Origin of the sequence: Glutamicibacter sp. JC586 (assembly GCF_009805585.1) — a bacterium.
GTDB lineage: Bacteria > Actinomycetota > Actinomycetes > Actinomycetales > Micrococcaceae > Glutamicibacter.
In genome coordinates, this window is record NZ_VHIN01000010.1 from 645060 (window position 1) to 668750 (window position 23691).

Below are 23691 nucleotides of genomic sequence, written 5' to 3' on the forward strand. Positions count from 1 at the left end.
TCTCACTTGTTTGGATAAACCAGTATTACGATCCCTAGCGCCCGGCGAGCGCGGTGATTCCTTCGATCATCAAACCAAGCGCTCCGGCAAAAGCAATCAAGACCACAAAAACACGACTGTACTTGGGCGGGATCTTTGGTGCTAGGTAATTTCCTAGCAGGATCCCTACCACCATGGCGGCGAAGCAACCGATCCATTGGCCCACCGGCAACTGCGGTAGTCCGCCCTTGGCCAGCAACGAGGTGCAAGACAGCACCAAAAAATACAGCTGCACCGAGACTGCGAACTCGCGTTGTGGCCATCGGCTGGCTACCGCGTAGCCGGCAATGGCGGGCCCTGAAACACCGGCGGTAACCGACATAAATCCTGAAACGGCGCCGGCACCAATGGCTAGGCCTTTGCCTTGGGCGGCGGGAAGGTTTCGAATCAGGAAGCTTGAAACCAGCGCCAAAATCACCATCAAGGAGATGCCGATGGAGAGCCACGGCCCGTCAACTCTGGCTGCCACCCAGGCACCGGGAAGGGTCATGATCATCGCCGGAATCAGGATGAGCATGACCTTTTTGTATTGAACCTGGCGGAAGACCTGCACAAAAATCATCAGGCTACTGCAGGCGCCAAGTAAGTTGACCAACGTAATTCCGGCGTGGGGCCCGAGGACCAAAACGAGGAATGGAGAGGCGACCATGGCGAAGCCCATTCCGGAAATGCGTTGGGTGGAGGCTCCAACGAAGACCGCTGCTGCCAGCGACAGCACCGTTGCTAGTTCCCCGCTCAACATTTCTCTTTCCCGTATGCACGATTATGTCTTCTTATTACGTTAGCCCAGATATGAAACCTAGCTCGCACGCTCAAGCCACTGACTAAGGTTTTAGGCTGTAAACGTGAGTAACAATGTAGATTTTTTGATCATTGGTGGCGGAGCTATGGGTTCGGGCACCGCACTGTCCCTGGCCCAAGGTGGCCACGAAGTATTACTTTTGGAGCGGTTCGAACCCGGCCATGTGAACGGGGCTTCCCACGGGACAACCCGTAATTTCAACCCCGCCTATGCGCAGCCCGAATATCTACGATTGTTGCAACGCGCTAATACCCTGTGGGATGAGATTTCTCTGCAGGCCAATACCCAACTGCTCACCCGCACCGGGTTGGTTAATCACGGGATTGTCGCCGAGCAGCGAGCAATGCACCAGGTGCTAGCAGGCGCGGGTTTTGCCAGCGAACTGCTGAGCATCCCCGAAGCTCAAGAACGTTTTACCGGGATGAAATTTGAAACCGAGGTGTTGCATATTCCTGCCGGCGGGCAGATCAACGCCGATGCTGCGGTCTCGACCATGCAAGCACTAGCCACCGGTGCCGGGGCAACGATCAAACACCATCATCAGGCGCTAGCTATCGAGGTGATCGATGATGAGCTGGTTCGGGTCAGGGTTCGCCACCAGGACTCCGAGAGCACTGTGTCTGCCAAGCACCTGATCGTTACCGCAGGGGCGTGGACCCACCACTTGCTCGGAGTCCACAACCTGCCAGCTATCCACGTCACCGAGGAGCACCCGGTGCACTTCGCGTTGAGCTCTACTTCAGCGAAGTTCCCTGGCTTTAACCACATAGTGGATGGCCGCCGGGATATTGGTTCACGCGTTTTTGGCCCGGTTTATGGCATGCACACTCCTGGTCAAGGGATCAAGGTTGGCTGGCACGGTTCGGGACAGGTCACGGATCCGGATCACCGCAAACATCAGGTCATAGAGGAACAAATTCTCGGACTTCAGCAGTACGCACAACGCTGGTTGCCAGAGGTGGACTCTCAGGTCTACGAGTCGGTCTCTTGCACGTATTCGAATACCGATGATGAAAACTTCATCTTGGACCGGCTCGGCCCGATCACCATCGGTGCAGGTTTCAGCGGTCACGGGTTTAAGTTTGTTCCGGCCATCGGTGAATACCTTGCTGGGTTGGCTTTGGGAACACGGGGCTCGGAGCCTTTGTTCTCTGCCTCATCCACCCAGCGCGCACCGTTGTTCTTAGAACGACGGCGCGCGCTGGGCATCAGCTAGCAGTCTCCCATTAGCTTTGGGGTAGCTGCTGGGTGATGCAGTGAATTCCACCGCCACGGGCGAACAATTCGCGCGCATCCACGCTTACCACTTCGCGGCCTTGGTAGGCCTGAGCCAGAATGCGAGCGGCTTGCTGGTCATTGGGGTCATCAAAAGCGCAGGCGATCACGCCCTGATTGGTCACCAGATGGTTGATGTAGGAGTAATCCACCCAGCCTTCCTCATCGCGTAGCACCGTGGGAGCTGGCACGGGAATCAGTGTGAGTTTCCGGCCCTGAGCATCGGTTGAGCTTTCGAGGCGTTGACGCACTTCCTGCGAGATCAGGAAATCTGGATGCTCGGGATTCTGCTGGTGGTGATAGAGCACCACCCCCGGTTCAGCGAAGCAGGCCACAATATCCACGTGACCTCGGGTGCCAAATTCTTCATTGTCGCGGGTTAGACCGCGATCCAACCAGATCACCTTTGAAACGCCCAGCAGCCGGGCGAATTCATCTTCAATCGTTTTTTCGCTGGCCCCTGGGTTTCGCCCCGGATCCAACTGAACGCTGCGGGTGGCCAGGATGGTTCCTTGACCATCAACGTGGATGCCACCACCCTCATTGGTGATGCTCGCACGCACTTCTGGAATCTCAGTGAGCTGAGCAAGGTGGCCCGCGATCAGGCTGTCTTTATCCCAACTCGCCCAGTTTTGGGCGCCCCACCCGTTGAAATTCCAGTTCACGGCGGCCCACTCGTTATTAGCGGTGTGCACAAATGTTGGTCCGATATCGCGCATCCAAGCATCGTTGAGTTCGTGGACTGAATATTCCACGCTCTGACCTAGGTGTCGGCGCGCATCGGCCTCGCTGGAGGGATCAACCACCATGGTCACGGGCGTGAATTTACAGATGGCTCGCGCGACCTGGCTCCACGTGGACCGAGCTGCTTCCGCTTCTTCTTCGGTGTCCCCCAGCGTGTAGCCGCCCGAGGGGAAGGCCATGAAAATCCGCTGGTGCGCTGCGGTCTCGGCGGGCATGAAGCACTCAGGCATGTGAATCTTCCTTCTGCTCGCCCAACTGTGAATCAACACGCGGTTGTGTCAACGCCGAATAGGTTTCCGGGCGACGGGTGCGCAGGAATGGGAAGAGCGCGAGCCAGTCCCGGCGCGCGTCCAAATCCAAGGTGGCCACCAAGACGGCCGATTCATCCCGCGGGGCGCGGGCAAGGATGCGCCCGTAGGGGTCGGAGATGAAAGAGGACCCGTAGAAGGCCAATGCTCCTTCATCGCCCCAGCGGTTAGGTACCACCATGAATAGACCGTTGGCGATGCCGTTGCCAACAATCGTTTGGCGCCACAGTGGTTCGGTATCAAAGTCTGGGTGATCCGGCTCTGAGCCGATGGCCGTGGGGTAGGCCAGCAGGTCGGCACCTGCCAGTGAGTAGATGCGTGGTGGTTCGCTAAACCACTCATCCCAACAGGTGGGCAGCCCCATGGACACATCTCCTAGTGCAGGAATTTGGTGCACCGGATATGGGTCTTCGTTCGGGCCTTCGCGGAAGTACTTGTCTTCATAATATCCGGCGGTGCGCGGAATGTGCAGCTTGTTGGTGGCTGCCACCAGTTCTCCCTCAGGCGAAACAATGATGGCGGTGTTCAGGCCCAGTCCGTCGGTATCCGGTGCCGTGCGGAACAGGGAAATATGCACGTGGATGTTGTAAGTGGCGGCCATGTTTTTGGCGAAGCTGAAGGTTTTGCCGGTCAGCAGATCTTCGGCGGTGGCATCGGCGCGCGCCGCATCCGGGATTTCGAAGGCCGGGTACTTGCTCAGCGTGAGTTCTGGCAGGAAGACGATTTGTGCGCCGTGTCCAGCTGCCCGCTTGATACCTTCTTCCAGCTCAGCCTCGGTCTCGGCCGGGTTTTCGTGCCAGCGGTGCTGGACCAGGGCTACGGTGAGTGTGCCACGCTCGGCCTCGTCAACGCGGGCAGGAGACTCAGGTGGGGTCATGGCCAAAATTTCTTGCATGGTTCACCTTCAGGTTCATAAACGAATGTGATTCGTTTTATAGCGTAGAGCCATTTCGGCGATCATGGCAAGAGATTTAACGAATAAGTTTCGTTTATTTTGTGTATGCTCATGTCAAGAGATTTTCAAGCACAGGAGTGAGCATGGCCCGGCCATCACAACCCAAACTGAGCATCCCCGCCATCGCCAAGGCTGCCCTGAAACTCGTCGATGCGCAGGGCGATTTCACGTTGCCCCAACTAGCCAAAGCGCTGAAAGTCTCGGCTTCCTCGCTCTACAACCACGTCCAGGGCAGAGACGAAATCATTGAACTGATGCGCGGGCAAGCTATGCAAGTCATCAGCCTGCCCCACCTAGAACCGGAGAAATGGCAAGAGAGCGTTCAACTCATCGCCACCGAATACTGGGCTTCTTATTCAAAGCACCCGCGCCTGATCCCCTTGATGACCAGCTACACGGTCCGCGACTCCACCACTCTGCGTGTGTACGACGCGCTCGCCGAGGCCTTCGCCGCGGCCGGGTTCGCACCGAAACAGCGACTGCAAGCCATCACCATCATCGATTCCTTCATCCTGGGTTCAGCCTTGGACGCCGCAGCCCCAGCGGAAGTTTGGCTGGCCGACGAACAGGCTTCCCCCGAGTTCAAGGCCGCCCTGGAGTCGGGACAGAATACCGAGGATCGAGCTCGTCAAACCTTTGAACTGGGCTTAGAGATCATCCTCGATGGGCTCGCGCGCACAGTGCCAACCACCAGAGCCTAGGTCCAAGTCAGCTTGCTGGGCGCCGAAGCAAAGAGGTTCAGACCCATGGCGCGCGAGAGCTGCCCAATGGCCAACTGGGCGCGCACCGAGTTCCCAGCCATATCAAGAGGTGGCGAAAAAGCTCCGATAGCACCCTTGCCTGGGGCCACGGCGACAATGCCACCAGAGACCCCGGACTTCGCTGGAATTCCGATTTCAAAGAGCCACTCACCTGAGCGTTCATACAGCCCATTGCTGGCCACCGTGGCCAGGGTATCGCGGCAAACATCGGCATCCACCACCCGCTTGCCGGTCACTGGGTTCACCCCGCCATCGGCTAGGGTCGCACCCATAATGGCGAGGTCCTGGGCGGTTATATTCAGCGAACACTGCTTGGTATAAACATCAACGGCGTCGACTGGATCATTATCGAGCCGCCCGTTGCTCTTGAGTAGATAACCCAACGCCTTATTGCGCTCATTGGCCAGAGATTCAGAGTGGTAGACCTCATCGTCCAGGCTCAAGGACCGTCCGGCAAAAGCTGATAAGCCTTCCCGAACGTTCTCCCACTTTTTGGCGGCGGTCTTTCCCGGAATCAACGAGGTGGTGGCAATCGCCCCAGCGTTGACCATCGGATTCATCGGGTGCCCATTGTTCAGCTCAACCGCCATCACGGAGTTGAAGGACATTCCGGTGTTGTTCACGCCGATGCGTTCGCGCACCGCTTCGCGCCCGTGCTCTTGCAGTACCAAGGCATACACAAACATCTTGGAAATCGACTGAATCGAGAATTGGTGGGAGCAGTCCCCCACCGCGTGCACGGATCCGTCAACGTGCGCCATGGCGATGCCAAAGAGGTCCGGGTCGGCCTGACCGAGGATCGGAATGTAGTGCGCGAGCAGACCCTCGTCGACCTCGGCGTAGCGTTCGTGGGCCTCTTTCAGTAACGCATCAATCTGGTCGTGTTCCAGCGCACCGGTTGATACCTGCTGAACTACGTCGTCAAAATCCGTAGGAATGGTCTCGTTATTGCCTTCCGAAGGATAGTTCACTGCCACCTGCCTTTGCTCAGAGAAAACGACTGATCATGCGTAACTGACTTGAGACTACCAATATCTCACGCCCCAAAGTACGCTATCGCTAGCACAGTGGACACTTCCACGGTTAGGCTATGTGTTTTCTACGACAATGTGGATCATCTTACAGCGCGATGACCCTTGGCTGACCTAGCATTTTGAGTATGGCTAAGGGTATTACATTTCATACGCGCAAGTGGGTTCGCCCAGAAGATCTGAATGCAAATGGCACGCTGTTCGGCGGTAGCCTTTTGCGCTGGATTGATGAAGAAGCTGCAATCTACTCCATCATTCAGCTGGGCAACAAGCATGTTGTCACCAAGTTCATGTCCGAAATCAATTTCATTGCCTCCGCAAAGGAAGGCGACCTGATCGAGATGGGTCTGACGGCCATCGATTTCGGCAACACCTCAATTACTTTGCGTGCAGAAGTACGCAACATCTTTACTCAGGAATCGATCCTGACCATCGAAAAGATCGTCTTTGTGAATATCGGAGAAGACGGAAAGCCAGAACCACACGGCTACGACCACATCACGTACACCCGTGACCGGATTCCCCTGGAGATCACCACCGCGCTGATCTAGTTCAACGCACCAAAGACCCTAAGCCCACACTGCATTCAGGGTGTTTTCAAGGCCTCGAGCTATTGCACTGACATAGTGCTCAGCTCGGGGTCTTGTTGCCTATTTATGGAAGTTCTCCCAGCGCTCTTGATCTGGCACGATGCATAACGCAGAGTAGTAGTTGCTATCAAGCAGCACCCGCCTTTTTAGGAGCGAGCACAGCCATGGGCCAAATGATTTTTGTCAATCTTCCAACCGCAGATTTAGCCACAGCAGACAAGTTTTACGAGGCACTGGGATTCGCCAAGAATCCTGCCTTTTCCGACGAGAATGCCACGTCATGGATCATCGATGAGAACATCTTTGTCATGAGCCTGCAGCAAGAGTTTTTCGGCAGTTTCTTGGTCAACGGTGACAAGCCAGGCCTAGGTTCTGGCCAACGTGAAGTGCTCAACGCTCTCTCGGCTGACACCCGCGAAGGCGTGGATGATTTTGTGACCCGTGCCCAAGCAGGTGGCGGCAGTATCTACCGTGCCGCTGACGAACCTTTCCCTGGAATGTATCAGGCTGCCGTTCAAGACCCGGACGGGCATGTCTGGGAAATTTCATGGATGAGCCCAGAAGCTTTGCAGTCCATGGAAGCTTCTGAGGGCTAAATCCAGCCAGGGTCTAGGACACCTCTGAATTCCGTAGATGCCGTGCAGTAGAAACTGCGTGGCGTTTACGGAATTGCTTTTTCATCCCCTTAGCGGGGTACATCGGTTCTGGCCACCGCGGTTGAAGCTCATCACCTAAGGTCACTCCACGCATCCTGCGCCCGAACATGGGAAGCACCCATTGCCTCAGCCATTCCACATCACGCTGGGTTGCCTGCCAAAATCCCGCGTGCTCGGCATGGCCCAAGGGTGTAAATTCCAGTTGGTGCTCAGACTCTAGGATCTCCAGAATCCGAATGGCCATGTAGCGATGACCAGCTCGATTCATGTGGAGTTTGTCGATGTCCCACATGCGCCGATCCCGATATGCATCCCATTGCCAATAATCAACCAGCACGATGCTTTCGGGATACTTCTCCGCCAGCTTCCGCACACAATCGTTGAAGCGCCAGTTCCGGCGCTTAAATGGAGCCAAGACTGGATGGACCGGGATATCAAAGCCGGTAAACAGCAAGACTTTCGCTCCTGTGGACACCAGATCCTCCACGGCCTGCGAATAACGTTCAAGGAAAATTCGCATGTCTTTGCGGAACTCTAGAATGTCATTTCCGCCGGCATAAAAGGTGATCACATCGGGCTTGAGCTCAAGGGCAACGGGGATCTGTTCTTCAATGATTTGTTCCAGGCGGCGGCTTCGAATTCCGAGATTCACGTACTGCCACTGTGGGTCGGCCTTGGAGAGCTGTTTGGCCACACGATCAGCCCAGCCACGCACACCGTTGGGTAGCCGAGGCTCCCAGTCCCCTACCCCTTCGGTGAAAGAATCCCCCAGCGCCATAAATAGCCGTCCCATGATAGCGAGGCTATTGCTTCAATATGCATGGCGCTGAGATTCCAGTTGAATTCCGGGTAAATGCTACAGATCCTATGCTCAGAACATCTTGCACGCCATGACGGTTCATCACCAGAGCTAGGGCTGGGAAGTTCGGGTTTTCCATAATGAACTTCTCCGGTTCCCTCGGTACCCGCGCCACAACGCGCAATCTACTGTTGAATTATGACTTCGACACTTAGGTCTTTCCCGGGCACCGCTACCGGGCGCCCACCACTGAAATTAGGGTTCACCCTGCTGCATTTAGCAGTGCTTGGAACCTTCGGCATTATCGGGCTTTCGCTATTGCTCACCTGGCTAGCCGTCGGCATCGGGTTGATCCCTCTGTTGGGTCTGGGCCTAGTGCTACTCGTGGGATTGCTCTTCACGCTCTTTGCCGTGGCACGCAGCGAAATCCTGCGTGTTAGCGGTCTCTACGGCATCGATGCGGTCCCGCTAAACTGGCCACAACGCCGCGGTCCAGGCTTCGGAGAGTACCTCAGAACACTTGGCCGGGCAGTGGCTGATGGCCGCATGTGGGCGGCCATCGGGAGTTTGGTCCTCTCCTGCATTATCGGCACGATAATGCTCGGGGTACTGCAATGGAGCGTGCACTTCGCGATCATCTCCTTCGCACCACTGACCAATGTGGAAACGGTGGCCGGTCCGCTCTCCTTGCACACCCCAGCAGCCCAGGCACCGTGGCTGATGCTCTTGGCCATTGCCGGGGCCGGCATCGTGGTTAGTTCTGCCTTCTTACATCGCAGCATCTCGGTGGGCATCATCGGATCATTAGCCCGTGAAACTGAACTGACCGAGCGGGTACGCAGCACCACCGTGCAACGTGAAGGCGCGGTTCGCGCCGCCGAAGTAGAACGGACCAGGATCGAGCGGGACCTCCACGATGGGGTGCAACCGCGACTGGTGTCGGTAGCGATGACCCTGGGCTTGGCTCACCAGCAGATTGACGCCAATCCTGAACAGGCCAAAGAACTGGTGGCCGAAGCCCATGCCTCCACCAAGTCTGCCATCACCGAGCTGCGCCAGCTCACCCGGGGTATCTACGCTTCGGTACTCGATGATCGTGGTTTGGATGCTGCCCTGTCGGCGGTAGCCGGACGCTCCCACATCCCGGTCCAACTCGACGTGCAGTTAGAGGGACGCTACCCCCGCGTGGCCGAAGCGGCCGTGTACTTCGCCATCGCCGAAGCATTGACCAATGCGGCCAAACACTCACGGGCTCAACGCTGTCAGGTCACGGTGCGGGTCCGGGAAAATGCTGGGGCACAGTTCCTATGGGCAAAGGTGGAAGACAATGGCGTGGGCGCTGCTGTCATCACCCCGGGTGGTGGACTCGACGGTATCAATAACCGGGTGGTGGCCGCCGGTGGAACCCTGGACCTGCACAGCCCTGCCGGTGGACCAACAACTGTGGAAGTGAGTGTGCCATGCGCGTACTAATTTGTGAAGATTCGGTCCTGTTACGTGAAGGACTGGTGCGCCTGCTCGATCACAGCGGTCATCGGGTAGTTGCCGATCTGCCCGATGCCACCGGGCTCATGGACTTCTTGGAAACGGTGGCCGACGAGGACTTCCCGCAGATCGCCATCTTAGATGTCCGCCTGCCACCGACCTACACCGATGAAGGTATTCGAGCTGCCCTTCAGGTGCGCAAAACCTACCCGGATTTACCGCTTCTGGTGCTCTCCCAATATGTAGAGGAACGCTACGCTGCGGAACTAATCTCCACCCAATCAGGGGCCATCGGTTATTTGCTCAAGGACAGGGTGGCCGATGTTAGTGAGTTCATTGCCTCGCTTGAGCAGATTGCCGCCGGCGGCACCATCTTGGATCAGGAAGTGGTGGCACAGCTGTTGACCAGACGTAACCACGAGGAGCGGATGCAACGACTCACCGATCGTGAACGCAGCGTGCTAGCTGCCCTCGCCGAAGGCAAATCCAATCAGGCCATCGCCGCCTTGCTCTTCCTTTCGGAAGCCAGCGTTGAAAAATACATCACCTCCATCTTCCAAAAGCTCGGCTTAGAGGCCGACGGAACGGGCAACCGGCGTGTGCTGGCGGCCTTGGCACATATACAAAACCTGGGCACCAACCACACAGACAGGAACGAATCATGAGTGATACACAAACCACCGCGATGCCACCGGTTCCCCCTACATACAACGGCAATGGCAGAGGCAATGGCACGGCGCTAAATATCATTCTTGCGGTCATTGGCGGGTTGGTGATCCTGACCTTGCTAATCGGTTCAGCACGTAGCGCCTTTGCGGCCTTGAGCCGTGAGAATTCCACGCAGACCGCCAGCGTCCAAGATGTGAAAAGTCTGCAGATCGAGGCCGGTTCGGGACGCTTTGATCTGCGCTTCGCCAAGATTCAGGAAGCCACCTTGGAAGTGGACAGTTCAGATTCCCAACAGTGGGAGCTGAAGCGCGAGGGCAATAAGCTGGTAGTTGATTCGCCGAATTCGTGGGGCAACTGGTGCTTCTTCGGCTGCGGTTCCTATGAGAACACTGCGGTACTGACCCTGCCAGAGTCCATGAATGACGGTAGCCTCGATGCCTCCTTTGAACTTGCTGCCGGAGATTTTAACGCTCTTGGTTCCTACAAGAATCTTGAGGTTGAAGTGGGTGCCGGTGAACTGAACATGTCTGGCGCCGCGCAATCGGCCAAGGTTCACCTCGGGGCAGGTCGCGCCGAGGTGTCACTGGAAGATGTGCAGCAGGCTGACTTTGATATTTCCGCAGGCCACCTCGCTGGCACCCTCTCGGGCAAGGCGCCACAGAACATTACCGCGAATGTCAGCGCAGGTTCCTTGGATCTTGAGCTTCCTGAGGGTACCTACGATCTTCGTCAAAGGGTTGAAGCCGGAGACGTCAGCAACCTCCTGGCCACGGATATGGACTCACCAAATAAGATCTCGGTGGATGTTTCGGCCGGTCATGCGACGTTCTACCCGCAGGACTCCGGTCCTGGGCCGTGGAGCAACTAAAAAGCAATACAAAAATAGTCAGCGGCCAATGATTCTTGATCACTGGCCGCTGAGCATTTAAGTCAGAACCGGGTTTAGGCTTGCTTGTTCTTCAGCGCGGCCAACCGAGCTTCAACCTCGGAGAGATCCGGTGCTGCGGCTTCTAATTCTGGGTCAGCCGGAGCCTGTTCGATAACGTCTTGCGGATTGTTGCTGGCCTTCAGCGCAGCCAACCGGGCATCAACTTCGGTGGCTGCTCCCAGATCTTCGAGCTGTGCGAACTGCGCATCCAGTGATGAGGCAGCCAATTCTTGGGCGCCACGAACCTTGGCTTCGTCCTGACGGATTTTCTGCTCAAAACGGCTAATCTCGCTGGAAGGATCACTGATATCCAGTGCCTTCATGGTGTCCATCATCTGCGTCTGAGTTTTGGCATTGCGCGCACGAGCCACCAGCTCATCTCGCTTGGCCACCAATTCCTGGCGCTTGGACTGCATAGTGTTCAGTCCAGTTTTGAGCTTGTCGACCACTTCACGCTGGCTTGCCACGGTGGACTGCAACGATGTTGCTTTCTTCTCCGCGGACATCTGGCGCTGAATGGCAACAGTGGCCAGCTGATTGAACTTCTGTTGGTTAGCAGTATCACCGGCGGCAGCGTATTCGTCTGCCTTATTGGAGGCAGCCACTGCCTTGGTGCCCCATTCGGTGGACTCCTGTTGCAGTTTGCCCAGGTCATCCTCGGCCATGCGCAGGTTACCGATGGTCTGGGCCACGGCCTGCTCAGCCTGGGCAATGTTGTTGGTGTAGTCCCGGACCGTCTGGTCCAGCATCTTCTTGGGATCTTCCAGAGCATCCAGTGCCGCGTTAGCGTTGGCCTTGCCGATTCCGAAAATTCGAGCCCAAATTGAGCGCTTCTGTGCCATGCTGCGTCCCTTCATCGTCCTTTGCTTAAAAGCTTAGGGGAAGAGGGCCCAGCGAGATAACCAAAATTCCCGAGGGCGAACTTATGAGTCGAAGTGCCGAAGGTAGCGTCCCGGAGCTTCGAGGAACAAGCGCCAGTTACTCACCATTTCCAGTTCGTCGTAACTTGCTGAACGAATCCCCCATTCACCGATCTCGTAGATTGTCGTGTTCGGCAAGGAGGCGAGGATCGGCGAGTGGGTGGAAAGGATGACTTGGGATCCGCTGCGCAAAAGGTCTGAAATGTGCGAGAGCAGCATCAGGCACCCGTTGAAGGACAGCGCCGATTCGGCTTCGTCAAAAACCCAGAGCCCATTGACGCTGGAGCGTTGGGTGAAGAATTCAATGAAGGATTCTCCGTGGCTTTGAAAGTTGTGTATGCCGCGTGAGCCGATGGACCCCAGATAAGCGAAGTGGCCGTGCATGGTTTCGGCGCGCAAGAAGACGCCTGCCTTGGAAGCACCGGCACCGCGTTCCAACTGCAGATGAGAGGATAGCCCTGATTCGGTGACCTGGGTTTCGTGTCGGGCGTCGCGCGTTCCGCCTTCTGGATTTAGTCCGAAAGCTCCCGCGATACCTTCCACCAGCGTTGACTTGCCGGCCCCGTTTTCTCCGACCAGCACGGTCAGTTGCCCCAGCTCCAGGCCTTCATCCAAGACCTGACGCACAGCTGGAATCTGGGCCGCCCAATCGGTGCGGTCCATGGGTGCTTTGGGATGCTCCGCGATTCGGCGCACCGGCAATGAATCAAAGAACGCGTTCATGCCCAGAGATTATCAGCCACGTACGACAGGACGAGTTGCACGTTGTAGTGGCCCAAAAAGGTGCCTTATAAGTTCCGGATCGTCTTTTGAGAACAGCAAGCGCATTCGTGTCCGATGAATGCACTCCGCTCGTCACAGTTACTAGATCCCCTGAATGTGTTGGCCGATGCTCGCCCCTCCATCGAGCACCAACGTAAGCCCGCTATGAACACACCGACGTTCATGGCAACAATACAAACTGTAAAAACTATGTTGCCATTCAAGCGCCTGTTGACGTTAGCCATTAGTGGACCCCATTGGGTGCCTCGGAGGCGTTAGCTTCTTACGCTGGTGCAGGGCCGCTCAGTCTTAGAAGGGCCGTGTTGCCTTGCCCGCCAATAAGATTGGAATATTCCACGCAAACCGACGCTTCTCGTCCCCTTGAATTTGAGCTGACCCACTCAAAGACTTCGTGCACGTCTTTCACGTCCACAAGCCGCCATTCTTCACTGGCCCCGTCGGCAGACCAGAAATCAACGCGGTAAGTAGGAGAAAGGTCTTGCTCATCTGCGTATCGAGGATCCACATTTGAAGCGATCATGGGATCTATCTTTTCACGATATTCAGAAAGTTGATCTTCGTTTCACTGCCCACTGTCGAGGCTACCCCGGAGGCACGGAAGTACCAGGTTGATGTGCTGATCCAGAATCCTTTGCCAACACCGCCATGTTTCCCGGCCTGCCGAGTGTAGAGAGTCTTCGCTGGCCCATTGACTGTGATTGTCTGCCAGTAGTCGCTCGTCGCTCGCGCCTTGAAGGTTTAGTTAGCCGTGTCATTCGCGTTCTTGGCCGGAGCGAAAGAGAGCAGTCCTTGACCGCGAAGCCTTACCGTAGAGGCACCGTAACCTGTGCACTTGATATTGGTCTTGAAGATGGCTCCACCGACACCTTTCGAATCGTGTGGTGTTGCAAGAGCCTTCCCTCCCTTGTTGGCGCCTGTGCATGTCACCTGCATTTGCTCGTACCCCAGCCCGGGTTAGATGGATTTCAAACTCGTTGCTGGTGGTCTGTGTGGCAACGACAGTCGCTGGATCGACACCTTGCTTCTCACCTATTTGAAGCGCTTCCTCGACTGTTAAGTCAGCTTGTTGATCAAGAATTTTTTCGGCCACTTCATCGGCTATGCTTCCTGGAGCTGTTGGCGGTGTTTCTGCCCAAGCTTGAGAAGGTACCAGCGTTGCGACCGTCCAGCGGCAACATGTTCTGGGCGAAGAACTCGCTGATTTCCTCCCGCGCATCCAGCGGGAAGATGCCAGCGACGTACTGATCGGGGCGGACCACAACAATGGCACCGTCTTTGCTGATCTCACGCTCTTTGAAGATGTCTCGACCATGACCTGTGGCGAATACCTGGTTGATATCGTGCAGGCCGAATGGAACCTTCAGTGGCTGGAAGATCTTGGGCACATCATGCAATTCAACTTCGGTGTAGTCCTGCTGATAGATGGCCTTCGTATCAAAGACCGCGTCTTGGTCCCCGTCGACAGGAGTGTAGAGATTGTGCGGTGAGGCCGAATCTGCCTCCCACCAGGTAGCGAAGTCAGCCAAAGCGGTGCCTTCATGAGCAGGACCTGCGGCATCGGCGAAAGCGTAAACGCGCCAGCGCCCATCTGCCTCATGCAGGTGACCTAGGTGGCGCCAACGGTTATCGGAACGGCGGATCACTTCGGCAGATTTGAACCGCTTGCCAATAGGGAATCCCACAGCCAGATCTTGGTGCCCGCTACCGGTAGTGATGGCCGATTCGGTGTACTGGGTCATGAAGCCGGCAGGGAACTCCATGGTTTGCAGGTAGTACTTTTCTAGTTCGTCCGGATCTTCCCAGTCGTCCACGGACTTGGCCATGAGGGTGGACCATTCCTTGTCGAAATCGATCAGGTTCTGGGCGATGACCTTACGTTCTTCGGCGTAGGTGTCCAGCAATGCTTCGGGTGCGCGACCTTCAAGAACGGCCGCAAGTTTCCAACCAAGGTTAAAGCCGTCCTGGATGGAGACGTTCATGCCTTGGCCAGCCTTGGCCGAGTGGGTATGGCAGGCATCTCCCATGATGAATGCGTGTGGGCTGCGGGTGCCGCGTTCTTCATCGGAGACGTCATCAAAACCGTCGGTGATGCGGTGGGCTACTTCGTATACCGAGAACCACGCAACGTTCTTCACGTCCATGGTGTACGGATGGATGATGCGGTTGGCGGTGGCGACAATATCTTCCACCGGGGTGTTGCGGATAGCTCCAGCATCTTCGGCTTTCAGCTCGCCGAGGTCCACGTAGAAGCGGACGAGGTAGCCACCTTCGCGCGGGATCAACAGAATGTTGCCGGCGTCGTGGGACTGGATGGAGCATTTGACCTGAATGTCAGGGAAGTCGGTGTTGACCATGACGTCCATTACGCCCCAGGCGTGCAGGGCCGAGTCACCGTGCAGTTTGTGTCCCAGCGAGCGGCGAACCTGGCTGCGCGCGCCATCGCCACCAACGAGGTATTTGGCTTTTACCGTGCGCTCTTCACCGGCGCGTTCCCCCGCCACATACTTGATCCGCGCGGTCACGGGGTACTTCGCAGTTGGGTCAATTTCGCAGCCTAGATATTCCACGCCGTAGTCCGGGGTGATCTTTCCTGGGGCGCGTTCGGCGTCGCGTAGGAAGTAATCCAGGATGCGCGCTTGGTTCACGTAAATGTGCGGGAATTCGCTGATGCCCGTGGCGTCATCGGCCGCGCGCGAGTGGCGTTTGATGTTCTTTTGATTTTCCGGGTCCGGGGTCCAGAAACACATCTCCACGTTGCGGTAGGCCTCGTCGATCACTTCATTGGCGAAGCCAAAAGCCTGGAATGTTTCTACCGAGCGAGCCTGGATGCCATCGGCTTGGCCAACTTTCAGGCGTTCGGGGCGCACTTCAATGGCGCGGGCATTGATGCTAGGGAATCGAGAGAGCTGTGCGGTTACTACCGACGCGGCTGGTCCGGTACCCACAATGAGTACGTCCATTTCCTCGGGAATGTCGGTCGCTCGGTTAATTCCATACCCGGCGGCTGCTTTGACGCGTGGGTCTCCTGAGACGTATCCCCGGTGATGGATCTGCATGGTGCTGGCTCCTCGTTCTGTGTCACGCAAACGTCATTGTCTCTATAATTGCGACACTGTTCTAACTATAGAAACAAGCGTAGCTTCACTGCGGGCAGTGAGCAAGACCTAGGTCACATCTACCCCGGGAGCACTGCCCGTAATCAGAGGTTCACGAACAAGCGACGTAATTTACCTCCCTGACATAAAACAAGCCCAAACCGTGAAACATCAAATATCTAGGCTGTTTTTCATGACAACGACTAATGATCAAGTGCAAACACCGGCACGAAGTTCCAGTGATACTAGCCAAGGGCAACTTAATGCAGCCAAAGAGTCCCTAGAGGACTACACCCTTCGATTTGCCCCACGCTCTTACCGCCGCTGGGTACCCTCTGTGGTAGCCACCAGTGCGTTGGGCGGCATCGCCTATCTGGCAGACTTCTCCATCGGCGCGAATATCGCTCTGGCCCACGGCACGGCGAGCGCCATCACCGGTGTCTTGATTGCCGCGGTGATCATTTTTGTCACTGGGTTCCCACTGGCTTACTACGCTGCCCGTTACAACCTGGACTTGGATTTGATCACTCGAGGTTCGGGCTTCGGTTACTACGGATCGATCGTTTCCAACGTCATTTTTGCTACCTTCACCTTTATCTTCTTTGCCTTAGAAGGCGCCATCATGGCCCAGGGTCTAGAACTAGGGCTCGGGATTCCCAAACCTGTGGGCTATGCCATCTCCACCTTGATGGTCATCCCCTTGGTGATCTACGGAATGAAAACCCTGGCCAAGTTGCAGGTCTGGACCACTCCACTCTGGCTGGTGCTGATGGTCGTTCCAATGGTTTACCTTGTGGCCACCCACCCGGAATCGGTGGATACCTTCATCAACTACGCCGGTGCGCAGGGGGAGGGTCAGGGCGTGAACTTCGCTTCGGCCATGCTGGCCGCCGGGGTGTGCCTGTCCTTGATGGCGCAGATCGCTGAACAGATCGACTACCTGCGCTTCATGCCTCCCAAGACGCAGGCCAATGCTCGCAAGTGGTGGACCGCGGTGATTCTCGGCGGCCCGGGCTGGGTGATCTTCGGTGCGATCAAACAGATCACCGGTATGTTCATTGCGGTGTACCTGATTGCGACACTTGACCCGCAGGCTTCGGCTACCGCGAATGAACCAGTGCACCAGTTCCTCGGTGTCTACCGCGAAATGATGCCTGGATGGTTGGCTATGAGCTTGGCGGTGATTCTGGTTGTCATCTCACAGATCAAGATCAACGTCACCAATGCCTACTCCGGATCTTTGGCGTGGACTAATTCCTTTACCCGCGTCACCAAAACCTATCCGGGTCGCATGGTCTTTGTTTTGGTCAATCTAGGTATTGCACTGATCTTGATGGAATCGAATATGTTCGACTTCCTCAATACTGTCTTGGGCTTCTACGCGAACTGCGCCATGGCCTGGGTGGTCACCGTAGCCAGCGACATTGCTATCAATAAGTACCTGCTCAAGCTCTCGCCAAAGGTTCCAGAATTCCGTCGCGGCATGCTCTACGCGGTCAACCCCGTGGGATTCATTTCGATGATTCTCTCCGCAGTTGCTTCCATCGCAGTCTTCTTTGGGCTACTAGGCCCGGCAATCCAGCCATTTAGCCCGCTAGTCGCGGTCGGACTGGCACTGTTCCTTCCACCGATCCTGGCGATCATCACTAAGGGCCGGTACTACCTGCGCCGCAGCGATGACGGCATCGACAGCCCGCTGCTGGATGCAGAAGGAAACCCGAGCGATGAGTTGTACACCTGCTGCGTGACCGGTTTGAAGTTCGAGCGTCCTGATATGTTGGCCTCCGCTATCCCTGGCCCGAATGGAGAAAAGCAGTACATTTCCTCACTGGCTTTGGCCACCGATCGCACCGGCGAACACCTACTGCCCGCTGATCCACCGATCCGCTAAGCGAAGTTCGCAGTTCTAAAGGACCTTGCCTGAAGGCAGGCTACACAACGTGGCCTGCCTTCAGAGTCTCGGAATCTACCGTTTTTGAAATTACCTGAATGAAACCTTCAGCGGAGAGACCAAGATACTTGCGACAGATCAAACCTTCGCTATTCACGAATCATTCGTTGTCAGGAAGCATGAATCCAATCGCTTCCCCTCTTCGAGGAAACAAAGCTGGGTACTAGAGATTTACTTCTCCTTGGATGCAACTTGTAACATCTCCGCCGATCCAGATATCGCTATCTTCTACGGTTACATGTACCCGCCCGTGATACCCGATGACAGTTCCTTGTGCAGCAATGTAGTGCTGATTCGAGATTCCGGAATCAGCCATCCACTTAGCAAGTCCTGCGTTCAGGCTGCCTGTGACTGGGTCTTCCCACACCGGATCCCCACCCAAGAACGCGCGCACCTCAAACTGGACTTCATGGTCCGACTCGAACGGTCCGACTACCCCAATGGCGAGTGATCCTAACTTGGTTGGGTCAGGGCTCAATGAGAGTACGTCTTGAGCTGTTGCCAGTCTGACCCCTATCCATTCCGGTCCGTTGACCAACCATGAAGTGTCAAGAATGTCTACTCGTGGTATGCCTAAGGCTCTAGCGACTCTGTGCACTAAATCTTCCTCAATGGGCTCATAGCGGGTCAAAGGCGGGGCAGCGAAGGAAAGCCGTTGATTATCCACACGTACCTTCACAAGCCCCGCTCCACATTCCTGAACAATGATCCCGCTGTTTTTTGGCATTCCACCTGCTTCAAGCCAGGCACAGGCGGACCCCAACGTTGGGTGGCCGGCGAAAGGGAACTCCTCTGTGGCCGAGAAAATTCGAAGTCGGTAGTCGGCAACAGGATCGGTCGGACGAAGAAGAAACGTTGTCTCGGATAGATTTGTCCACTTCGCGAACCGTTGCATCTCATCCCCCGTCAACCCTTCAGACTCAAGAACAACTGCTAAGGGGTTGCCAAGATACGGGGTAGGGGAAAAGACATTGACTTCACTGTATTTGCGTCTGCCCATGGCACGATTGTACCGATCAAGAGCTACGAGTCATGCCTGCACTTCTAGGCGGAAGATTGAGAAAACGATCGTAGTGTCATTCCGATTCTTCGCAGAGAACGCTCCATGCTGCTGGCCAAAGAACATGCTGGTGCATGTGCGCACCCTAATACAGACATCAAAACGTTCACCAAAAACGGTCGTTTCTGGAGTGAACCAAACCGCCATTCGCGCAGTCTTGAAAATTGCCTTTTTCCGAAGCCAACTGCACTGAGTTTCCGAAGTCCCATGCGCTGCACTGAGTCGACCGTAAGGGGAACGCTCACCGGGACAGGTTTGTTGCATTGATTACTGATTGAGGATGCCCACCCAAAACTGGCACGGAGTGCTGCTCGTACAGCCAAGGCACAGCAACCACTCCTTCGCGTTCGCCGCGACTGACATTCCATCTATTTAATTGGAGCTAAATTGCGGCTCGCTCGTCAACAGTATCGCCAGTCGAAGCGATAGGAACGACTATTGCGGTCGCGGAAAAGACATGGTGCCATTATCAACTACTTCTCCGTTCATTCTGGAACCCCAAGCTGTTCTGTCACGCCAGCGAGTTCCGTAAACTGATCGTGTAACGCACGACTTGACCGCTCTGCTGACAAGTAGCACCTATCCTGAGTCCAAACACGTAATAGTCAGTTGGAAAAGGTTTGCGAATGATACATTCCCTTGCCAGCACACCCGCCGAAGACCCAATTGCTGACAGTAAACGCATACTGCTGATGCGTCTTGAGCGAGACCAAGAAATTGCAACGAATCTTAAGCACTTTCGACATGCGCAACCGGGCAGCGTTTTGGAACAAGATGACCGAGCGCTCGGCAATTATTCTACTTCTGCCTTGGTCTTTGATCTACTGGTAACCGCCGCCCATGTTTCCAAGAGTCTTCAGCAGCTCATTGTCGTAGAAGCCGAAGAATGCCCCAGCGTCTCGGTCCCCTTGCATGGTCCCTATGCACTCGTTCGAGCCCACCTAGAAGCAACGAGCCAAGCGCTTTGGCTGATCACCCCACATTCAAGAAATGAAAGGATAAAACGATGTCTCCAATACTGGTGCGCTGAGGTGAAACTCTTGAATGGCTTTCAAACAGAATGGTCAAAATCGTTCTTCACCCCCAATTGGTTGGGTCCCCGGAAAGTAGTCCAGTGACTTTGTGAGTATTCGTGTCCGACAATGGACACAGGAGAAAACACGCAAAATCATGGCACGCAGACACACACCAGACCAGGTCATCGCTAAAGTCCGCCAAGGACAAAAGATGCTCAACGAAGGCCACCCGATGATCGAGGTCGTCAAAGAACTACAGATCACTGAAGCGACCTGGTACTGGTGGATCAACCAGTACGGGTCCGAGAAAAACGCCGAAGCCAGCAAACGCGCCAAAGAGCTAGAGAAGGAAAACGCCCGCCTCAAGAAGCTGCTAGCCGATCAGATGCTCGCCAACGGCATCCTCACCGAGGTGGCTAAGGGAAAATTTTAAGCCCCGAACCACGCCGCCGTGCTGTCCGGATGGCGATGGAAAAATTTGGGGCCTCCGAACGCTTCGCTTGCCAAGTTCTGGGCCAGAACCGCTCTGCACTGCGTAAGAAAAAACGCTCCGATGAGCTTTGACGAAGCGCAGCTGAGAGCCGACTTGAGGGCTATCGCGTCCGAGTATCCGGCGTGGGGCTGGCGCAAGGCCCGCTGGCACCTACTGACTACCGAACGATGGAAAGATCAGCTCTTGAATAGCAAGCGTGTTCGTCGGTTGCGGCACGATGAGGGACTGGTCTGCAAGCCTAAACGTCGTAAGAAGCGCCGTACCGGCCCTGGGGCCGGTGAGCAAAAGCGACTGACCGCAGCGTATCCAATGCATGTGCTCAGTTTCGACTTTCAATCGGATGTCACCTCCTGCGGACGTCACGTCCGGTTTTTCAATGTCATTGATGAGTACACGAGAACAGCATTGGCGATTATCCCGCGGCGGTCTTTCAAAGCTGAGGATGTGGTGGCCGATTTAGAGGGGATCATTGCTGAAACTGGGATCCAGCCAGCGTTCGTGCGGTGCGATAACGGGCCTGAATTCACTGCTGGCGCGCTGGTGGACTGGTACAACACTGTTGGGGTGTCCACTGCGTTTATCGATCCAGGTTCGCCTTGGCAGAACGGTTTCATTGAGTCGATTAACGCCCAGTTTCGGCGTGAACAGCTCTCGGGGGAAATCATGGACACCGTGGTGGAGGCGAAGTATTTAGCTGATGAATGGAAAGACATTTACAATCAGGAACGCCCCCATGGTTCTTTGGATGGGTTGACGCCGTCCCGGTTTTGGGATGTATGGGATTTAGAGAATCAGTTAGCTATCGCATGGCTGCTGGACTGCTCAAAGGGACCCAACCACGGTCATGGAGAATTTCTTTGGACATCTCAAGTCAGAGATGTTTCATGGAGAGCATTTCGCAGATTTTGCGGAACTCAAGGTGGAGATTGAGGTGTATATCGATTGGTACAACAGCACTCGTCGTCAGGAACGACTGAAGGGTATGACTCCGATGGAATATCGGTGTCATACCCTTGCAGCCTGAGTAAGACTATTATTTAGTGAGTCCAACTTTCGGGACCCAGTTCATTTGGTCTGCCCCATAATCCTGCTTAGTTTCTCTCTTGGTGCGTACCTTTATTACTGCCTTGCTTTGGCAAGCGTCGAAGGATCATGACACCAAAAATGACAATCACCAATGTGGGTAGCAAAGCAGGCAGCAACGCTGCCGAGAATAGATCCCAGAACACGAGCTCATTAAGGGATTGTCCGTTCATTTGACTTCTTCTTTCAGGTGGAAGTTACTAATCAACTTCAGTGTAAGCCTTCTTAGCGGTTACTTTGAGATAAAGATAGGTTGTCCCGCTGGCAAGCTCACCCTTGGACTTGAAGTACCACTTGACATACGCCGAAGCTGGGACGCGCCCGTCGGAACGCTTCTTCTGGAGCTTTGTGACGATGCTTGTATCCTTCACTGTTCCGCCGAATCCCTTGACGTTTCCATCTGTAACCTTTGAAATCGAACCGTACACGCCCGCACTGAAGGTGTAACTGGCTACGAATGAAGCCTTGAAGGTTGCCTGAGACTCAGAGACACGGCAATTCTGGTTCTGTTGATATCCCGTGCCTGTAGTTACGATGCAACCAGAAATTGCAGCTGGGACTGCGACGCCCTTCGGAGCCCTAAATCCTTGTTCGTACGAGGTTATTCGGTATGAACCATCAGCAAATGTTTCTCGCAGGTAGTCAGTCTTTGGGTCAGACCACTTTTTACTCTCAACTGGCTTCTTACCGGGAACTGTGCTGTCTAACACAGCACCAGAAAGAGTTTTCTCAGCGAGGGCCTTCTGGTCAGAAGCGGGCACCCCATCTTCTTGGAAGTGCGCAACTAGTTCTTCGTAAGCAGTGCCCGTACTATTTATTGAAGCAGCAGACGCCGGTGTCGCGAAGGAAGACAATGCCAACCCCAACGCTAGAACACCGGTTGTTAGAGCCTTTTTCATTTACTTCCCGCCCTTTTATTATAAGTAACATCTTGATCATAACTACAAGCTGGGATTTTATCTATACTACTTAAGTATGGTTGCTTCGCAAGTGATTGTTTGATACGAAGCATCAAATCAAGATCGATAACGGTCGTTATTGATTACTGCCCCACGAGTGACGAACGATCATCCCCTGATGACGGATGCCCGGGATCTGGTGATGTTTTGGCCTAGCTCAATTCAGCGCGTCGGTGGCCAATCAGAAACCGATTCACTGGTTACCGCTCTGGACCCGCATTTATTGCAAGTGGCAGGCTAGGCTGTGAGCAAGAAAATCAACACTGCAAGAAACACCTTGCCGACCTTACAGCGGGCGAGATGAAATGATATAGCAATGACCAAATCCACTGAAGGCGGGTCCCAGACCTTGAGCCGCGGGCTCGAAGCACTGACCCTCATTGGCGAATCGTCGACACCCATCAGTGTTGCCGAACTCGCTGCCCAATTGGGGATCCACCGTTCCATGGCATACCGACTGGTCAAGACCTTTGAACAGCACGGCTTTGTTGAGCGCTCAGCCTCTGGCGATTTAGAACTGGGTGCACGTCTGGGCGCACTAGCCCGCAACGTTGCCAAGTCCTTGCAGTCCGCGGCGACCCCTCATCTGGCGTCGGTCTCCGACGAGCTAGGGATGACCGCTTTGCTGGTAGTATTTGACGGCGAAGCCGCCGTCACCCTAAGCACCGCAGAACCACGACTGGCTGATGCAACGGTGGCCCAGCGCCCCGGCACACGCCACCCCATCGATAATGGTGCGCCCGGTCGTGTGATCCGTTCGCAGCTGAACCCCGCCGAATACCCGGCCAAGGATTTTGAGTCTAGCCACGATGAAGTGATCCCCGGATTACATTCCATCGCCGTTCCGCTGGTTCTTCCCCATGCAAAACCGGCAGCCATCGCAGTGATTTATCCACCGCTTGAGCTCGACGAGCAACACATCGCCCAGGTGCTCACCTCCGCCTCCCAGCGCATCTCTGCGTCGCTGGGGATCCGGTTGAAGTAAACACCTGAGCGATGGATCTTCGGTATCAGCGACTAGGCCGTGCACGCCTCATTGGAGCACCCAGCATCACGCGGTTTGTAAGTCTGCGTTCCTTCGACCTGTTCCCACACGATGTGACGATGCTGTCCGCAGCGCTGACAGGAAGGAGCTAGATAAGTGGCCCGCTCCTCCATGGTGTATGTCCGAAAATCACCCATCAGAACCTCTTTTCAAAGAGCCCCGAAACCCTGTCACGGGGCGTGCTGGACCTGCTTGGTGCCTTCACTCTACGCGCGGTTTTCACCACCGGCTAGAGCCTTGTCCA

At 55.4% G+C, this 23691-nt stretch carries 22 protein-coding genes and 1 pseudogene; 11 read left to right on the plus strand and 12 right to left on the minus strand.

The features are described from left to right. Window positions 1–34 precede the first annotated feature (34 nt). A complete protein-coding gene (locus FJV47_RS10930; RefSeq protein ID WP_159612838.1) occupies window positions 35–781 on the minus strand; it encodes a sulfite exporter TauE/SafE family protein in 747 nt (248 codons plus the stop codon). A 103-nt stretch (window positions 782–884) separates the two neighbouring features. Here FJV47_RS10930 and FJV47_RS10935 point away from each other — a divergent pair, with 103 nt between their 5' ends. Next, the gene (locus FJV47_RS10935; RefSeq protein WP_159612840.1) at window positions 885–2057 is read left to right on the plus strand and encodes an FAD-dependent oxidoreductase; all 1173 of its coding nucleotides are present in this window, start codon (window positions 885–887) and stop codon (window positions 2055–2057) included. Window positions 2058–2067: 10 nt separating this feature from the next. On the opposite strand, the gene FJV47_RS10940 is transcribed toward FJV47_RS10935, so the two are convergent. Together FJV47_RS10940 and FJV47_RS10945 are read right to left on the minus strand one after the other, a co-directional pair. Then, the gene (locus FJV47_RS10940; RefSeq protein ID WP_235026421.1) at window positions 2068–3090 is read right to left on the minus strand and encodes an agmatine/peptidylarginine deiminase; all 1023 of its coding nucleotides are present in this window, start codon (window positions 3088–3090) and stop codon (window positions 2068–2070) included. Continuing rightward, window positions 3083–4063: a nitrilase-related carbon-nitrogen hydrolase gene (locus FJV47_RS10945; protein ID WP_159612842.1), complete on the minus strand. Its 981-nt coding sequence runs from the start codon at window positions 4061–4063 to the stop codon at window positions 3083–3085. Before FJV47_RS10945 ends, FJV47_RS10940 begins: the two co-directional genes overlap by 8 nt. Before the next feature lie 143 nt (window positions 4064–4206). Between FJV47_RS10945 and FJV47_RS10950 the strand changes: the two genes are divergently transcribed. Beyond that, window positions 4207–4824 (plus strand): TetR/AcrR family transcriptional regulator, encoded by a 618-nt coding sequence (locus tag FJV47_RS10950; protein WP_159612844.1) that lies wholly within the window; start codon window positions 4207–4209, stop codon window positions 4822–4824. Here FJV47_RS10950 and glsA read toward each other — a convergent pair. Further along, the gene (glsA, locus tag FJV47_RS10955; RefSeq protein ID WP_159612846.1) at window positions 4821–5855 is read right to left on the minus strand and encodes a glutaminase A; all 1035 of its coding nucleotides are present in this window, start codon (window positions 5853–5855) and stop codon (window positions 4821–4823) included. The genes FJV47_RS10950 and glsA overlap by 4 nt on opposite strands. A gap of 188 nt (window positions 5856–6043) precedes the next feature. Between glsA and FJV47_RS10960 the strand changes: the two genes are divergently transcribed. Together FJV47_RS10960 and FJV47_RS10965 are read left to right on the plus strand one after the other, a co-directional pair. After that, entirely contained in the window at window positions 6044–6466 is a 423-nt protein-coding gene (locus tag FJV47_RS10960) for an acyl-CoA thioesterase (protein ID WP_159612848.1), read from the plus strand. A 203-nt stretch (window positions 6467–6669) separates the two neighbouring features. Continuing rightward, window positions 6670–7101 (plus strand): VOC family protein, encoded by a 432-nt coding sequence (locus tag FJV47_RS10965; RefSeq protein ID WP_159612850.1) that lies wholly within the window; start codon window positions 6670–6672, stop codon window positions 7099–7101. A gap of 13 nt (window positions 7102–7114) precedes the next feature. Here the strand turns inward: FJV47_RS10965 and FJV47_RS10970 are convergent, their stop codons facing one another. Then, window positions 7115–7954: an SGNH/GDSL hydrolase family protein gene (locus tag FJV47_RS10970; protein ID WP_159612852.1), complete on the minus strand. Its 840-nt coding sequence runs from the start codon at window positions 7952–7954 to the stop codon at window positions 7115–7117. A gap of 204 nt (window positions 7955–8158) precedes the next feature. Between FJV47_RS10970 and FJV47_RS10975 the strand changes: the two genes are divergently transcribed. From FJV47_RS10975 to FJV47_RS10985, 3 genes are read left to right on the plus strand one after another with little or no spacing between them, the layout of a single operon-like run. Next, complete coding sequence (locus FJV47_RS10975; protein ID WP_159612854.1) at window positions 8159–9433, plus strand: sensor histidine kinase; 1275 nt, start codon at window positions 8159–8161, stop codon at window positions 9431–9433. After that, window positions 9421–10110 carry a response regulator transcription factor gene (locus FJV47_RS10980; protein WP_159612856.1) on the plus strand — a complete coding sequence of 230 codons (690 nt, stop codon included), beginning with the start codon at window positions 9421–9423 and terminating at the stop codon, window positions 10108–10110. The genes FJV47_RS10975 and FJV47_RS10980 overlap by 13 nt, the downstream gene beginning before the upstream one ends. Beyond that, the gene (locus tag FJV47_RS10985; RefSeq protein ID WP_159612858.1) at window positions 10107–10982 is read left to right on the plus strand and encodes a DUF4097 family beta strand repeat-containing protein; all 876 of its coding nucleotides are present in this window, start codon (window positions 10107–10109) and stop codon (window positions 10980–10982) included. The genes FJV47_RS10980 and FJV47_RS10985 overlap by 4 nt, the downstream gene beginning before the upstream one ends. Window positions 10983–11056: 74 nt before the next feature. Here FJV47_RS10985 and FJV47_RS10990 read toward each other — a convergent pair whose 3' ends face one another. The 4 genes from FJV47_RS10990 to FJV47_RS11005 form a co-directional block, all read right to left on the minus strand. Next, window positions 11057–11884 carry a PspA/IM30 family protein gene (locus tag FJV47_RS10990; protein WP_159612860.1) on the minus strand — a complete coding sequence of 276 codons (828 nt, stop codon included), beginning with the start codon at window positions 11882–11884 and terminating at the stop codon, window positions 11057–11059. An 81-nt stretch (window positions 11885–11965) separates the two neighbouring features. Then, complete coding sequence (locus FJV47_RS10995) at window positions 11966–12685, minus strand: AAA family ATPase (RefSeq protein WP_159612862.1); 720 nt, start codon at window positions 12683–12685, stop codon at window positions 11966–11968. Between the two features lie 322 nt (window positions 12686–13007). Next, complete coding sequence (locus FJV47_RS11000; protein ID WP_159612864.1) at window positions 13008–13265, minus strand: hypothetical protein; 258 nt, start codon at window positions 13263–13265, stop codon at window positions 13008–13010. A gap of 571 nt (window positions 13266–13836) precedes the next feature. Beyond that, complete coding sequence (locus FJV47_RS11005; RefSeq protein ID WP_235026422.1) at window positions 13837–15801, minus strand: FAD-dependent monooxygenase; 1965 nt, start codon at window positions 15799–15801, stop codon at window positions 13837–13839. Between the two features lie 232 nt (window positions 15802–16033). On the opposite strand from FJV47_RS11005, the gene FJV47_RS11010 reads away from it, so the two are divergent. Then, window positions 16034–17731, plus strand: a complete 1698-nt coding sequence (locus tag FJV47_RS11010) for a cytosine permease (RefSeq protein ID WP_159612866.1) — start codon at window positions 16034–16036, stop codon at window positions 17729–17731. Window positions 17732–17954: 223 nt separating this feature from the next. On the opposite strand, the gene FJV47_RS11015 is transcribed toward FJV47_RS11010, so the two are convergent. Further along, a complete protein-coding gene (locus FJV47_RS11015; RefSeq protein WP_159612868.1) occupies window positions 17955–18791 on the minus strand; it encodes a PhzF family phenazine biosynthesis protein in 837 nt (278 codons plus the stop codon). Between the two features lie 1230 nt (window positions 18792–20021). Between FJV47_RS11015 and FJV47_RS11020 the strand changes: the two are divergent. After that, a pseudogene (locus FJV47_RS11020) lies at window positions 20022–21167 on the plus strand (IS3 family transposase); the annotation flags it as partial. A 70-nt stretch (window positions 21168–21237) separates the two neighbouring features. Continuing rightward, window positions 21238–21384 carry an IS3 family transposase gene (locus FJV47_RS16780; protein WP_159612870.1) on the plus strand — a complete coding sequence of 49 codons (147 nt, stop codon included), beginning with the start codon at window positions 21238–21240 and terminating at the stop codon, window positions 21382–21384. A 67-nt stretch (window positions 21385–21451) separates the two neighbouring features. On the opposite strand, the gene FJV47_RS11030 is transcribed toward FJV47_RS16780, so the two are convergent. Beyond that, on the minus strand, window positions 21452–21616 hold the full coding sequence (locus FJV47_RS11030) for a hypothetical protein (protein WP_159612872.1): 165 nt from the start codon (window positions 21614–21616) through the stop codon (window positions 21452–21454). A 27-nt stretch (window positions 21617–21643) separates the two neighbouring features. Continuing rightward, entirely contained in the window at window positions 21644–22342 is a 699-nt protein-coding gene (locus FJV47_RS11035; RefSeq protein ID WP_159612873.1) for a hypothetical protein, read from the minus strand. A 376-nt stretch (window positions 22343–22718) separates the two neighbouring features. Between FJV47_RS11035 and FJV47_RS11040 the strand changes: the two genes are divergently transcribed. Continuing rightward, entirely contained in the window at window positions 22719–23387 is a 669-nt protein-coding gene (locus FJV47_RS11040) for an IclR family transcriptional regulator (RefSeq protein ID WP_159612875.1), read from the plus strand. Window positions 23388–23691: the final 304 nt, after the last annotated feature.